The organism is Ligilactobacillus ruminis ATCC 27782 (genome assembly GCF_000224985.1).
GTDB classification, from domain to species: domain Bacteria; phylum Bacillota; class Bacilli; order Lactobacillales; family Lactobacillaceae; genus Ligilactobacillus; species Ligilactobacillus ruminis.
Genome location: NC_015975.1, coordinates 659,963 through 674,439, shown reverse-complemented (window position 1 = coordinate 674,439; position 14,477 = coordinate 659,963). Strand labels below are relative to the sequence as shown.

The 14,477-nt window shown below is 43.7% G+C and carries 13 protein-coding genes; all 13 read right to left on the bottom strand.

Annotation, left to right across the window (positions count from 1 at the left end; genetic code table 11):
- Positions 1 to 35: 35 nt before the first annotated feature.
- Complete coding sequence (locus LRC_RS03350) at positions 36 to 1,760, bottom strand: phospho-sugar mutase (RefSeq protein ID WP_014073158.1); 1,725 nt, start codon at positions 1,758 to 1,760, stop codon at positions 36 to 38.
- A gap of 120 nt (positions 1,761 to 1,880) precedes the next feature.
- Positions 1,881 to 2,720 carry a prolipoprotein diacylglyceryl transferase gene (lgt, locus tag LRC_RS03345; RefSeq protein ID WP_014073157.1) on the bottom strand — a complete coding sequence of 280 codons (840 nt, stop codon included), beginning with the start codon at positions 2,718 to 2,720 and terminating at the stop codon, positions 1,881 to 1,883.
- Between the two features lie 11 nt (positions 2,721 to 2,731).
- Positions 2,732 to 3,664 carry an HPr(Ser) kinase/phosphatase gene (gene hprK / locus LRC_RS03340; RefSeq protein WP_014073156.1) on the bottom strand — a complete coding sequence of 311 codons (933 nt, stop codon included), beginning with the start codon at positions 3,662 to 3,664 and terminating at the stop codon, positions 2,732 to 2,734.
- 101 nt (positions 3,665 to 3,765) lie between these two features.
- On the bottom strand, positions 3,766 to 4,107 hold the full coding sequence (locus LRC_RS03335) for a phage holin family protein (RefSeq protein WP_014073155.1): 342 nt from the start codon (positions 4,105 to 4,107) through the stop codon (positions 3,766 to 3,768).
- On the bottom strand, positions 4,107 to 4,463 hold the full coding sequence (locus LRC_RS03330) for a PspC domain-containing protein (RefSeq protein WP_014073154.1): 357 nt from the start codon (positions 4,461 to 4,463) through the stop codon (positions 4,107 to 4,109). The genes LRC_RS03335 and LRC_RS03330 overlap by 1 nt, the downstream gene beginning before the upstream one ends.
- Positions 4,460 to 5,848, bottom strand: coding sequence for a PAS domain-containing sensor histidine kinase (locus tag LRC_RS03325; RefSeq protein WP_014073153.1), 1,389 nt, complete (start codon positions 5,846 to 5,848; stop codon positions 4,460 to 4,462). Before LRC_RS03325 ends, LRC_RS03330 begins: the two co-directional genes overlap by 4 nt.
- Positions 5,845 to 6,564: a response regulator transcription factor gene (locus LRC_RS03320; protein WP_041819908.1), complete on the bottom strand. Its 720-nt coding sequence runs from the start codon at positions 6,562 to 6,564 to the stop codon at positions 5,845 to 5,847. Before LRC_RS03320 ends, LRC_RS03325 begins: the two co-directional genes overlap by 4 nt.
- Before the next feature lie 11 nt (positions 6,565 to 6,575).
- A complete protein-coding gene (locus tag LRC_RS03315; protein WP_014073151.1) occupies positions 6,576 to 7,709 on the bottom strand; it encodes a PDZ domain-containing protein in 1,134 nt (377 codons plus the stop codon).
- Positions 7,710 to 8,013: 304 nt separating this feature from the next.
- Positions 8,014 to 9,072 (bottom strand): flagellin N-terminal helical domain-containing protein, encoded by a 1,059-nt coding sequence (locus tag LRC_RS03310; RefSeq protein WP_014073150.1) that lies wholly within the window; start codon positions 9,070 to 9,072, stop codon positions 8,014 to 8,016.
- 127 nt (positions 9,073 to 9,199) lie between these two features.
- A complete protein-coding gene (gene ftsX / locus LRC_RS03305; RefSeq protein ID WP_014073148.1) occupies positions 9,200 to 10,087 on the bottom strand; it encodes a permease-like cell division protein FtsX in 888 nt (295 codons plus the stop codon).
- Positions 10,068 to 10,763 carry a cell division ATP-binding protein FtsE gene (gene ftsE, locus LRC_RS03300; protein ID WP_014073147.1) on the bottom strand — a complete coding sequence of 232 codons (696 nt, stop codon included), beginning with the start codon at positions 10,761 to 10,763 and terminating at the stop codon, positions 10,068 to 10,070. The genes ftsX and ftsE overlap by 20 nt, the downstream gene beginning before the upstream one ends.
- A 107-nt stretch (positions 10,764 to 10,870) precedes the next feature.
- A protein-coding gene (gene prfB / locus LRC_RS03295) for a peptide chain release factor 2 (protein WP_180376259.1) occupies positions 10,871 to 11,987 on the bottom strand; the annotation gives its coding sequence in 2 pieces (ribosomal slippage) (positions 10,871 to 11,914 and positions 11,916 to 11,987; 1,116 coding nt in all).
- 113 nt (positions 11,988 to 12,100) lie between these two features.
- Entirely contained in the window at positions 12,101 to 14,464 is a 2,364-nt protein-coding gene (gene secA, locus LRC_RS03290; protein WP_014073145.1) for a preprotein translocase subunit SecA, read from the bottom strand.
- Positions 14,465 to 14,477: the final 13 nt, after the last annotated feature.

Here is a 14,477-nt window from a genome sequence, read left to right as displayed (position 1 = left end):
TTCGCCCTCATCCGGTGAAGATCTTTGCTGTCTTTTTAATCCACGTACGCTTGAATTGCTTCTTCAAATTTAGCAACGTTTGCCTTGGAATTTTCAACCGAATCGCCTTGCGTTCCGATATAGAACTTGATCTTAGGCTCGGTTCCCGAAGGACGAACGGCAATCCACGTGCCGTCTTCCAGGATATACTTCAAAACGTTTGAGCTCGGAAGATTCATCTTCTCTTCTTTTCCGTCGGCAAAGCTCTTTTTGCCAGTTGCAAAATCTTCTGCACAAACGACTTTAACGCCCGCAAACTCAGCCGGAGCCTCGTCACGAAGCTTAGCCATCAAATTCTTGATCTGCTGTGCGCCTTCAACGCCGTCAAACGTAAGTGCCGTTGTCTTTTCAGCAAAGTATCCGTACTTTTCGAAGAGTTCCTGCAGACCGTCATAAAGGTTTTTGCCTTGCTTGCGGTAATATGCGGCAACTTCCGCAAGGAGCACCAATGATTGGATAGCATCCTTGTCACGCACGAACGGACGAACAAGATAGCCGTAGCTTTCTTCAAAGCCCATCATAAACGTGTGCTCGTTCGTTTCTTCAAAATGCTGAATCTGTTCGGCAATGAACTTGAATCCAGTCAAAACGTTGACCGTATCGCATCCAAAGTCCTTGGCAATCTTAGCCGCAAATTCGCTTGAAACGATCGACTTGACCAATGCACCGTTTTCAGGCAGCGTCCCTGCATTTTTGCGTGCGGTCAAAATATAGTTGAGCATGATCGCAGCAATCTGATTTCCCGTCAAAAGCTTATAATCTCCATCCGGCTGACGAACAGCGGCACCCAAACGATCAGCGTCCGGATCGACGGCAATCAGCAAATCAGCATCATCTCGCTTGCCAAGCTTGATTGCAAGGTCGAATGCTTCGGGAAATTCAGGATTGGGATGTTCCACGGTTGAAAAATCAGCATCCGGAGTCGCTTGTTCGGGAACCATCGTGAAATCTTCAAAACCAGCTTGACGCAAAGCCTTTTCGCCAAGCATTGCGCCCGTACCGTGAAGCGGAGTGAAAATCAGCTTCATCGTCTTGCCTTCTTCTGCAACAAGTTCCGGATCAACCGTTACTTTTTTGACTTCAGCCAAATACTCCTTGTCGATTTCAGAACCGATGACTTTCAGCGTGCCGTCATCGATCAAAGCATCCTTGTCAGCTGCTTCAACTGCAAAAATATCATCGACTTCACGAATGTACTTCGTAATCAGGTCTGATTCTTTCGGGGGCATTTGAGCACCGTCTTCGCCATAAATCTTATAGCCGTTATATTGTTTAGGATTATGGCTTGCGGTAATCATGATCCCGGCATAAGCGTGCAAATGACGCACCGTAAACGAAAGTTCGGGCGTCGGACGCAGGCTTTCAAAAACAAAGCTCGGGATGCCATGAGCCCCCAAAACACGTGCCGATTCAAATGCAAATTCCTGAGACTTATGACGAGAATCATAACTGATGGCAACGCCGCGACGCTTTGTTTCTTCGTCAAGAGTATCCATCAATGACGCAAGACCTTCAGTTGCCTGACGAACCGTGTAAACATTCATTCGATTGATGCCGACTCCGATTACGCCGCGCATCCCCGCCGTTCCGAATTCCATCGGAGCATAAAAAGCATCTTCCAAAGCTTCATCGTTTCCTTCAAGCTTTGCAAGCTCATCTTTTAAATCAGGTTCAAGTTCCCGATAGTTTTTCCAAGCGTTATAAGTTTCTTTCCAACTCATAAAATCACCCCTAATTAATAGCTTCAACTTCAGTATACTATATTCTAACACAAGACATGCGCAATTTGATAAATTCTCTTAAAAAATTTACTTAAAATAACATTTTGTTAAGTAAAATTTTCAATCGTAGTCGACGTTTCCATCGAGATACCACGGATTGTTCGGATGCCAATATCTTCGATACAAAATCAAACCAATGCCAAAAAAGAACAAGAAGACGGACAACCACTGCGAAACTCGCAACGGACCAAGCATCAGACTGTCAGTCCGCATTCCTTCGATAAAGAAACGTCCAAACGAATACCAAATGACATAGCTCAAAACAACTTCGCCGCGTTTGAACAAATGATTCTTGTGCCTGAACCACATCAGTATGCCAAACCCCAGGAGATCCCAGATCGATTCATACAAAAACGTCGGCTGATAGTAAATGCCGTCAATCTTCATCTGATTAATGATAAAATCCGGTAGGCACAATCGTTCTAAAAACGCTCTTGTCGTCTGAACACCATGCGCTTCCTGATTGACAAAATTTCCCCAACGACCGATTCCTTGAGCCATGATGACGGTTGGAGCCATAACGTCCATAAAAAGCCACGGTGAAAGATTTTTCACCCGGCAGAAAATAATCAGCGTCAAAACTGCTCCGATCAACCCGCCATAAATGGCAATGCCTCCGTCCCAGATGCGAATAATTTCAGCAGGATTTGAAGCATAGTAGTTCCATTCAAAAACAACGTAATAGATTCTGGCGCAGATAATCGCAACCGGCAGTGCCACAATCAAAAAATCATAAAAATTATCTTCATGAATGCCTCTTCTTTCGCCTTCCCTGATTGACAAATACAGAGCAAGCAAGACCGCCATGCCGATGATGACGCCATACCAGTGAACCGCAATCGGTCCAAGTTTCAATGCGATCGGATCGATCTCACCAAAAAAAAGTCCCAATTCTTTCATTCCTCCATTCCCTAGTTGACCGAATTTTTCTGAATCAAGGCATTCAAATTGTCTTCAAACGCTTTTGTTGCGTCATATCCCATCGTCTTGGCTCTGAAATTCATTGCGGCAGCCTCAATGATGATTGCAAGGTTGCGCCCGACTTTCACCGGAATCGTAATCTTTGGAATCTCAACGTCAAAAATGCGAACCTTTTGTTCACCGTTTCCAAGACGATCGAATTTCTTATCCTTATCCCAATTTTCGAGATGAATAATCAAAGAGATGTCGGTCTTGGAACGAACGGCTCCTGCTCCGAAAAGATTCATCACGTCAATGATGCCAACTCCGCGAATTTCAAGCATGTGCCTTAAAATTTCCGGTGCCTCTCCGACAAGCGTCTGCTCATCCTGTTGATAGACCTCGACACGATCGTCCGCAATCAAGCGATGTCCGCGCTTGATAAGATCCAAAGCCGTTTCTGATTTACCGACGCCTGAATCACCGGTAATCAAAACACCCAAACTGTAAATATCGACCAACACGCCGTGCAAAGACTTTCTTTCAGCCAGCCGCCCGCCTAAATAGTCGGTCATCTTGGCCGAAAGGCGCGTCGTCGGAAGCTTGGAGCGCAAAATCGGGATACCGTGCTTTTCAGCTGCTTTTTCCATTTCAACAGGAATCGACAAGTACCTCGAAACGACGAAACAAGGCGTATTTTCTCCGCAAAGCTTATCCATGACTTCTAAACGCTCTTCAGGATCCATCTTGTGAGCATATGAGATTTCCGTCATTCCGAACAACTGAACGCGCTCTTGGGGATAATAATCAAAATATCCGGTTAATTCCAAACCTGGTCGCGAAATATCGTCAGTTGCTATTTTTCTGTCTTCAAGATGCTTATCTCCTGAATAAACCGTCAATCCTACCGCATCAACAAGTTCTTTTACCGTTACGCTATCCATGCAAAAACAACCCCTGTCATTTTCATTATCAAATTATAATTATATTATCTGTGTCAATTGTACCATTTTCAAGCGCTTTCATCACCATCATTTCAGACTTTTTATGATAAATGATCCGTAATAATCAAATTTACGATGCTCAAAACGATTGCAATCATAAACGCTGACGTAAAACTTGAAAATTGGAACAGGCCACCCATCACGACAGAAGTCAGTTCCAACATCAGTCCGTTGATGATCAAATAGAAAATACCCAGCGTCACGACCGTAATCGGCAAAGATAAAACAAGCAGAATCGGCTTGACCGACATATTAAGCAGTCCTAAAACGATTGCCGCTAAAAAAGCCGTCGGCACGTTTGCGACATGCAAAGCATCTGGAAAAAATCCTGCCGTTGCTAAAAATACCAATGCGTTTACCAGACATCGTTGCCAAACCCCCATTATTTGTCGTCCTTTCTTTTCTTAACGTCTCTTTCCTTGGCATCAGTCACAATTTTTCTCCCCTGTTCTTGCGACCGCTTGGATTGGTCACTGCCTGACCTGTTTTCTCCGCTGAACAAATCTTTTAACAACGTAAAAACGTCATTATACTGTTCTGGTTTCTTAGGCATCACAAGCGCCAAAATCAGATATGCCAAAATAACCACGTAAACCATCGGCGGGAAAAATTCCGCAATTATTGCGATTGCCAGAAAAATTCCTCTGACGATCCACGGATTGACGTTGAAATATTCAGCAAAGCCTGTGCATACTCCGCAAATCAGGCCATGATTAGATCGATATAATTTTTTCTTCACTTCTCTACCTCGCTTACTTTGTTTTCACTGAACTCCGGCAACGTTACCATGAACTCGGTCCAAGCATTAGGCACGCTCGTCACGTCAATCATCCCCGAAAGAGAATCTACGTATTCTTTGACGATTGACAGACCAAGACCCGTTCCTTCCTGCGAACGTGATTTGTCGCCGCGATAAAATCTTTCAAAAATTCTTCCAAGATCTTCATGCTTGATGCCTTGACCGGTATCTTTAATCAAAAAGCACCATTCATTTTCTAAAATCACGGCAGAAACTTCAATTGAACCGCCTTCTTTATTATAGCGTACTGCATTTTGCATGAGATTGGAAATAATGTGCTGCAGTTTCTTTTCATCGCAGACGATTTCGACATCAGGCGCTATTTTATCGATAAAACTGATTTTTTTCTCGCCAATCGCCGGCTCAAACTGTTGCACGATTCGCTCGATAAATTTCCTGAGTTTGATTTTGACGAAAGTATCTCCCTTTGACGCATCAATTTTTGACAAAGACAAGATGTCATTGATCAAATCCGTAAGCTGTTTGCTTTGTTCAAGAATGATTTTGACAAATTCAGAGGCCGTTTCCTTATCGTCCAATGCGCCTTCAAGCAACGTTTCGCTAAACCCCCTGATTGCAGTAACCGGCGTTTTTAATTCATGCCCGACGTTTGCCACGAAATCTCGCTGCATCTGAGCAATGCGACGCTCGCTCGTGATGTCGTTAAACAGGCACATCACCGAATAATGATGTCGCGACAAAGGAACATAGATTGCATGGACGTCATAATACTTGATTCCGCCTTCTGTTTGATCTTCCCAGATCATATGCTGATCTTCTTTTGTTTCATAAGCCTTTTGAGCCATGCTGACAAGTTTTGCATCATGAAACACGACATAAAAAGGTCTGCCCTTGGGCTTTGGAGGGAGAACCAAAATCTCTTCCAAAAGATGATTGTAAAGAGTAATTTCCTTGTTGCGATCAAAAACGACCACTCCTGAAGTCATTGATTCCATCAATGACAAGTAGTCTCTCGTTTGTTGCCTGAACAGCTTTAAAAACCGTTTGGAACTGCTTTGAACCGCATTGATTGCACGAGCAAGCTCGACATAATCATTCCCCCGTTCCAATAAAATATGGCTTGAAGGTTTTTGATTCGTAATTTCAATCAGCTTTTGCGTCAACATGTTCAACGTTTTTATGCGTTTGAAGCGCTGCACGATTTGAAATGCGCATTCAAGCAAAAAACACCAGGCCAATGCTCCGAAAATTTTTTCTTTTGTCGTTAAATCTCCGTCTAAAAAAAGTTTAATGAAAATTTCGTTGAATATTCTTGCAAAAAGACATATCAACGCATTATAGCCAAAAATCTTAGTTGCTTTCATTTAGCATCACCGTTAAAACGATAACCGAATCCTCTAGCGGTCTGAATATAAACAGGGTGCTTCGGATCGTCTTCGAGCTTTTCTCTAAGATGACTGACATGCATGTCGACCATGCGCGTCTGGCCAACGTAGTCGTAACCCCAGACACCGTTCAGAAGCTTTTCGCGACTGAGGACTCTTCCCGGACGCTTGACAAAATAGGCCAGTAATTCAAATTCTTTTGGCGTAAGCTTTACGCGTTCTCCGTTTCTTGTCACTGAAACTTTGGCCAAATCAACGGTAAATCCGGCATATTCATAAAATTCCTTTTCGACCTTGGCCGGCTGACTTGCGCCACCCTCATCTGATGATGACGTTATCCGGCGACTGATTGCTTTGATTCTTGCGATAACTTCTCTTGGAGAAAAAGGTTTCGTCAAATAGTCATCCGCTCCAAGTTCAAGTCCGATGATCTTATCATACTCTTGATCACGAGCAGTTAAAATGATAATCGGTGTTTCGATTCGTTCCTGACGCAAACGTCTCGTTATTTCAATTCCGTCCATTCCGGGAAGCATCAGATCGAGCAAAATAAAATCATATTTCCCGGTCACGGCCATATTATAAGCGCTGACGCCTTCAGAAACGGTGTCGACGCTATAGCCTGCCTTCTTCAAATTATATTCTAACAGAGTCACGATCGCCTTTTCATCGTCAACGACCAAAATTTTTTTCAAAAAAAACACCTCTAATCAAATAAAATAATCCCTATTTCATGCGGTGCGTCTGCATAAAGCGCACTTTCGCAAATTTTAAGCTCCCCGTCCATCGTTTTGACCAACAGGTGACAGTACGCTGAATTTTTTTGTAATGCCTGATACAATTCGTCCGCATTGGCAATCTTAACTTTGTTGCATTCCAAAATCACGTCACCGGGAACCAGTTTCATCTTAGCAGCGGGAGTTCCGCTCTTAACCGCAACAACCCTTGCTCCGTCACTTGTTTCAACGTACCAGAATTGACCTTTTCCATCAAATGCCGACTGCTTGACAATAAAAATAAGCTCGGTTAAAAACATTACAAGCAATAAAACCAAACTTGATTTTGGAACGAATGCGGCAATTATCGAAAAAAGCAGTCCCATTCCGCATTGCAACGATTTATGTCGCCTGTAATATCCGAGACTCGAAGAAAAGCTCCGCTTGAACGTTTTCACGTTTGTCGCAACCAAAAGCGGCATCAAAAATAACGTAAAATGCACGTCGCTGATTCCTGAAAGCGGCCAAAAAAATGCCGACTGCGTTCCATCTCTGAGCGGGAGCAGCAAAATCAAGGGAACAATCGTCATTTCTCTGAAATAATAGCCGACGATTTTGCGACCGCGTTTGCCGTTTTTGACTTTAGGCGTAAACCATTCTGTTTCTTTTTCTTTGGCAAGAGCCACCTGGAAGCCGGCACATAAAGCTGCCAAAACAAGAATCGCAAATCCGAAATGCTGATTCAGCGAATCCGGCAAAAGAAAGGACCGAACATCAAATTGACAACACAAAAGCGTTATTAATCCTGTTGCCAAAACCGCCGTAAGACTCAAATCGACGGCCTGACCAAAAAGCAGCGCGATGATTCCCAAAGCCTGATACATAAGAATCGTTTTTTCAGGAATCGAAACGCCTGAAAGCACCGTAACGATTGCAGCGATGAAAAAAAAGCTCAAGGCATTTTTCAAGAAATGACGTCCTTCGTAAAAATCACGATCAATCGCTATCCTGAATGTTTTTCTTTCATATTTGACTCTTGAAAAGTACCGTATCAGCACTGCAATGACGGCTGCCAACAGCAATGGCTGAATAAAGTATTTCAGAAAGCTTTCCAACAAACTCATACATTTATCCCCCTCTTTTGGCGTTTAACCTAATTATAACAAATTAACAACGCAAAGGAAAAAATTAGAGAAAAAAGAAAGGGCGAAGATAAGCGGCATGATATTTTACCGAACACAGTGCCGTGCATCACCTTCTCAATCAGCATGCAAGCTCTCAGTCAAATTTACCGACATGTGTCGCTTTAGGCTATTTCCACCATAAGGCAATTGTAACACATATTAAAAAGCCGGATGATTTGCAATCAGTTGCAAATCATCCGGTTTTTTAATTGAGGCATATCTTTTCCCTAACTATTCAAATCCGTCAAAACGCATTTGCTTTCGGCAAACTGTTAAGCAGCGTAAGCACCGTGTTCGGCTCTGAATTTGCCTGCGCAAGCATCGCTGCTGCCACTTGAGACATCAGATTTGCCTTGGTGAAATTCATCATTTCTTCAGCAATATCGCAATCTTCAATTCTTGACTGAGCATCAGAGAGATTAATTGCGCTGTTTTCAAGATAATTAATCGTATGCTGCAGCGCATTTTGCGTTGCGCCAAGTCCGGCACGCTGAAGCGAAACGGTGCTGATTGCTTTGTCGACTTGATTCATGACGATCGTCGCATAATTTTGTCCTTCACGATTAAGATCTTGCCCCACCTTTTCAAAGGCAGCTTTCTTTGCGGCAACTTCTTGTTCCAAAGCAGAAGTATTTTGTCCTTTTGCCTTGGCCAAAGCCAAACTGTTGGCTGCCGCATTATATGCATCTTTTGCATCGTTATATTTTTTAATGGTCTCCTGGCTGCCGCAAAGGCCCATTTCGACATCGACTGTTTGACCATTAGCATCGGTTACGCTGAGCTTGCCGTTCGTTGTTTTGAAAATTGCATCAAAACGCATGTCGCTGAGTTCGACATCCATCGTTTGTCCGGCATTTGCACCAACTTGCAAAGTAATCTTATTCCTTGATCCGTCAAGCAAATTAATCGTATTGAATTGGCTGCTGTTGCCGATTCGATCGATTTCCTGACGCAAAGCCTGAAATTCTTTATCAATTGCGGCACGATCTTCATAAGTCAACGTCCCGTTAGCGGCTTGAACTGCCAAATCGCGCATTCTTCCCAAAATACTGTGCGTTTCGTTTAAAGCACCTTCTGCCGTCTGAATCAGTGAAATTCCGTCTTGCGCATTTCTTTTGGCAACCTTTAGTCCGCTGACTTGAGCTCCCATCTTCACTGCGATACATGCCCCGGCTGGATCATCCGCAAATGAATTGATTCTTTTTCCAGACGAAATTCTTAAAAGCGACTTGCTTTTGACCGCGTTCCAGGTCACATAGTTCGAATATGCTCGCATCGCATCAACGTTCGTATTAATTCGCATGCTTGGATCCTCCTTTTTTCCATTCGCTTTTAAATATCGGCCACAAAAACTTGCTTTAAAGCCAAAAAAGACTTTCCCAAAAATGAGAAAGTCTTTTTCGCATCAAAATACAGCACCTGCATTCTGTCTAGATTTTCAAGAAACGGCTCATCGAAAGACCGGAACCGAGCGCACCGATAATAATTCCGATTGTAGCCAAAAGAACGTCGATTTCCCAAAGAAACGTTCCAGGAGTCAAAAGAGAGTAGCTTGTTCCGGACAATGACGCCGTAATTACGCCATACATCCAAAAATACAGGCCATCAACAATCAAAATTGGCAGAATCGCCCCTAAAAGCCCGGTCCATGCGCCTTCCAAAATGAACGGCCAACGGATATAACCGTTGGTGGCACCAACCAAGCGCATAATCGCAATTTCATTTTTACGCGATAAAATCGTAATTCTGATCGTATTCGAAATCAGGAAGACTGCCACAAACAACAGCAAAAGACTGATCGTAATGCCCCAACGCTGAATGCTTGCAACAACGCTGAAAAGCTTTTTGGCTGATGCTCCGCCATACTTCGCATCGGATACGTGTCTCAGCTTCTTGGCTTTTTGTGCAACGGTGATCGTTTTTTTCGGCGTTGTCGCGCTTACGACATAGACGTCAGAAAGAGGATTGTCGTCGCCTTTGAACAAATTGAACTCTTTGCCGTAAACACCAACGACATTATCCAATTCTTTTTTCTTGCTCGAAAATTCAATCTTTTTAACGCCGTCGATTTTTTCAAGCTTTTTCTTCAAAGCAGCTTCTTGCTTCTTATTCGTACCGCGATCAATAATAACTCGAACTTGAACGTCATTTTCAATATCAGTCGCAACCTTGTTGACGTTTAACAAAATTGACAGCAATACGCCGACCAAAAGAAGCGTAACCGTTACGGCACTGACGGCAGCAACCGACATCCAACCGTTGCGCTTGAGACTCTTAAAACTCTCGCGCAGATGTCGCTTAATCGTTACTGATTTCATCTTCGTATTCTCCTCCTTCTTGATCGCGAATAATGCGGCCATCGGCAATCTCAATGACACGATGCTTATATTCGTTGACGATATAGCTGTTGTGAGTTGCCATAACAACGGTCGTGCCGTCATTATTAATGCGTTCCATGATTTCCATGATTCCTTCCGCCGTTTCCGGATCAAGGTTCCCGGTCGGTTCGTCCGCAATCAAAATGCTTGGCTTGTTTGCAATTGCGCGCGCAATCGCGATACGTTGCTGTTCACCACCGGACAATTCATTCGGAAAACTGTCTGCCTTATGAGAAAGACCGACAAGATCAAGTACACGAACGACTCGTTTTTGAACTTCTTCCGGTTTCTTTTCAATAACTTGGAGAGCATAGGCAATGTTTTCAAAAACGGTCAACCGCGGCAACAGCTTGAAATCTTGAAAAACAATTCCAAGTTCGCGTCGCAAGTAAGGCACTTCGCTGTTTTTCATTTTTTCAAGTTCATATTCGTTGACTTTAATCTCACCTGAAGTCGGAACTTCTTGATGATACATCATCTTGATAAAAGTCGATTTGCCGGCACCGCTTGGCCCAACGACATAAACGAATTCACCCTGTTCGATTTTAAGCGAGATATGATCAGTTGCTAAAACACCGTTCGGATATTCTTTGACAACGTTCTTATATTCAATCAAAGGAACTTCTCCCTTCCTAATTCATTAACAACACTTTACATTATATCATTTATAAGGTAACGTTTTTTTCACAGTTGTTACATTTAGGTATCATTTGCTTATCTTGATCAACGCGGATTTTCCTTTTTAAGATTCCATTGAAGATATGCGTTGATGAAACCGTCAAGATCACCGTCCATTACGCTTGAGATATTGCCTGTTTCATAATTTGTTCGATGATCCTTGACCATTGAATACGGATGGAACACGTATGATCTGATTTGTGAACCCCATCCGATGTCCAATTGTTCGCCCTGAATGGCGGCACGCTTTTTCTCCTGTTCTTCCAATTCCATTTGATAAAGTTTTGAACGCAGCATCTTTTCAGCAGTTGCACGGTTTTGGAATTGCGAACGTTGTGCCTGACTCGAAACGACGATTCCGGTCGGAATGTGAATCAAACGAACAGCTGATGAAGTTTTGTTAATATGCTGACCACCGGCGCCTGAGGAACGGAAAACTTCCATCTTAATGTCTTCAGGACGCAAATCAACCTCAACATCATCATCCAGTTCCGGCATTACGTTCACTGAACAAAATGACGTGTGACGTCTGCCGGCCGAATCAAAAGGAGAGATACGAACCAGGCGGTGCACGCCTTTTTCGCTTCTCAAATATCCATAAGCATTGTGCCCGGAAATAGTCAGTGTAACCGACTTGATTCCGGCCTCATCCCCAGCTTGATAATCATCCGTTTCAACACTGAAACCATGCTGTTCTGCCCAACGAGTATACATTCTGAGCAGCATCGATCCCCAATCTTGAGATTCGGTCCCGCCTGCTCCAGGATGAAGTTCCAAAATAGCATTGTCTTTGTCGTACTTGCCGTTCAAAAGCAGTGACAGCTGATACTCTTGCATCTTCTTTTGGGCAAGCTCGAACTTTTCTGACAATTCCGAAACGAGTTCATCATCATCTTCTTCTTGAACCATTTCAAGCAAAACTTCCAAATCTTCAATTGCCTCTTCAAGCTGATTGAAATTATCATATTTGTTCTTTAATTCGTTGTTTTCATTGATAACTTTTTGAGCTTCTTCTTGATTGTTCCAAAAATCAGGATCTGCCATCTTAGATTCATTGTCGGCTATTGCCTCTTGCAACCCGTCTAAGTCAAAGAGACCCCCTAAAGTCCGAGATCTTGGCACTCATGGCCTCGATTTCTTTCTTATAATCACTGTATTCCATTATTGACCTCCTAATGGTTATCCATAAAAAAGGCAGCCTCCCCGAGACAAAGCCAGTGCATAATCAGCACTTTATGCCATCCGTTAGTTAACCGCCTTTTTGATTCTTACTTGTTAACGTTTGATGTTTTGACGAATTTCAGCTTTCAAGAACAAACGAGTCACTTCATATTCGATGTCGCCAATCATTTGTTCAAACATCTTGAACCCGTCAGATTGGTATTCGACCAGAGGATTCAGCTGACCATAGCCGCGAAGTCCGATCGATTGGCGCAACTGATCCATTTCGTCAATATGATCGGTCCAATGCGAGTCAACGACACGCAAAATAACGACCTTCTCAAATTCAAGCATTTGACTTGCGTCGTAAAGCTGCTTTTCCTTCGTCTTGTAATTTGCTTCGGCACGATCCATTAAATACGAAACCATTTCATCGACGGTCTTACCTTCAAGATCGCTTACGGAAATGCTGTCTTCAGGAACCATTGCCGAAACGGCGAAATCAACGATTCCTTGAAGATCCCATTCCCTTTGTTCGCCGCCCGCATGCATCTGAACCACGTGCTCAACCGTACGCTTGATCATCGGCATGATGACTGGCTTTAATGATTTCTCTTCCATAATGACTTGCTGACGCTGCTTATAGATGACCTCACGCTGAGCTCTCATGACATCGTCATATTGAAGAACCTGCTTGCGCATATCGTAGTTATTGCCTTCAACGCGCTTTTGAGCAGACTCGACTTGTTTCGTAATCATCTTGGATTGAATCACGGCATCTTCATCATCCAAATTCATCGTTTCCAAGAAGCGCTTAACTCTGTCCGTCCCAAAACGAAGCATCAAATCGTCTTCAAGCGAGAGATAGAATTGAGATACGCCAGGATCTCCCTGGCGTCCTGAACGACCGCGCAACTGATTATCGATACGACGCGACTCATGGCGTTCGGTCCCGATAACGGCTAATCCGCCAAGTTCACGGACTCCCGGCCCAAGCTTGATATCGGTACCGCGCCCGGCCATATTCGTTGCAATCGTAACGGCACCGCGCTGTCCGGCATTCATGATGATTTCAGCTTCTTTGGCATGGTTTTTTGCGTTCAAAACAGCATGCGGAACACCGGCCTGATCAAGCATCGCTGAAAGAAGTTCGCTTGTTTCGACCGCAACGGTTCCGACAAGAATCGGCTGTCCTTTGGCATGACGTTCTTTAATATCTTCAACCACGGCCTTAAATTTGCTCTTAAGGTTAGGATACAAAATATCCGGACGATCGTCACGAATTACAGGCTTATTCGTCGGAATCGAAATAACTTCCATATTGTAAATTTCACGGAATTCTTCCTCTTCCGTCTTAGCCGTCCCAGTCATGCCGGAAAGTTTCTTATACATTCTGAAGAAGTTCTGATAGGTGATATTGGCCATCGTCTTTGTTTCTTCTTCGATTTCAACGTGTTCCTTGGCTTCGATGGCCTGGTGCAAACCGTCAGAATAACGGCGGCCGTCCATAATACGGCCCGTAAATTGATCAACAATCAAAACTTTGCCGTCCTGAACAACATAATCCTTGTCTCGAATCATGATGTAGTTTGCTCTCAGCGCATTGTCCAAGTGGTGATTCAACGCCGTATTGTCAGGGTCGAACAGATTCTGCGTGCCAAAATATTGTTCGCCTTTGCGAATTCCTTTTTCAGTCAACGAAACCGTCTTTGATTCGAGATCAATCTTAAAATCCGTATCCTTCTCCAACGTTTTGGCAAAACGATCGGTTCTCGTATAATCAAGCGTCGTTCCCGATGACTGGCCCGAAATGATCAATGGAGTACGAGCTTCGTCAATCAAGATGGAATCGACTTCGTCAACGATGCAGAAATTGAGCGGACGCTGTACCATCTCTTCACGATAAACGACCATGTTGTCGCGAAGATAATCAAAACCGAGTTCGCTGTTGGTCGAATAGGTGATGTCGCAATTGTATGCTTCGCGTTTTTCTTCAGGAGTTTTGCCCGTAATGTTCAAGCCGACGCTGAGTCCGAGCCAATTGTACAGTTCCCCCATCTCGGTCGCATCACGCGATGAAAGATATTCGTTGACCGTAACGACATGAACGCCTTCGCCTGCAAGAGCATTCAGATAAACAGGCATCGTAGCCGTCAAAGTTTTACCTTCGCCCGTCTTCATTTCGGCAATATTGCCTTCGTGCAAGACGATTCCGCCAATAATCTGGACATGATAAGGATAAAGTCCAAGAACGCGCTTAGCCCCTTCGCGTGCTACTGCAAACGCTTCTGGCAAGAGATCGTCAAGCGTTTCGCCCGCTTGGTAACGTTTTTTGAATTCGGGGGTTTTTGCCTTAAGATCATCATCTGACAACTCAGCCATGTCTTGCGCATAGGCCTCTACTTTATCAGCAATTTTAGTCAATCGCTTAAGTTCGCGATTGTCGCTTTCGACCCACTTTTTAAGGATATTAGCCATTTACTTCATAAAT

Coding starts and splice junctions, on each gene's coding strand:
- LRC_RS03350 (WP_014073158.1), bottom strand. CDS start 1,760: ATGAGTTGGAAAGAAACTTATAACGCTTGGAAAAACTATCGGGAACTT.
- lgt (WP_014073157.1), bottom strand. CDS start 2,720: ATGAAAGAATTGGGACTTTTTTTTGGTGAGATCGATCCGATCGCATTG.
- hprK (WP_014073156.1), bottom strand. CDS start 3,664: ATGGATAGCGTAACGGTAAAAGAACTTGTTGATGCGGTAGGATTGACG.
- LRC_RS03335 (WP_014073155.1), bottom strand. CDS start 4,107: ATGGGGGTTTGGCAACGATGTCTGGTAAACGCATTGGTATTTTTAGCA.
- LRC_RS03325 (WP_014073153.1), bottom strand. CDS start 5,848: ATGAAAGCAACTAAGATTTTTGGCTATAATGCGTTGATATGTCTTTTT.
- LRC_RS03315 (WP_014073151.1), bottom strand. CDS start 7,709: ATGAGTTTGTTGGAAAGCTTTCTGAAATACTTTATTCAGCCATTGCTG.
- LRC_RS03310 (WP_014073150.1), bottom strand. CDS start 9,072: ATGCGAATTAATACGAACGTTGATGCGATGCGAGCATATTCGAACTAT.
- ftsX (WP_014073148.1), bottom strand. CDS start 10,087: ATGAAATCAGTAACGATTAAGCGACATCTGCGCGAGAGTTTTAAGAGT.
- secA (WP_014073145.1), bottom strand. CDS start 14,464: ATGGCTAATATCCTTAAAAAGTGGGTCGAAAGCGACAATCGCGAACTT.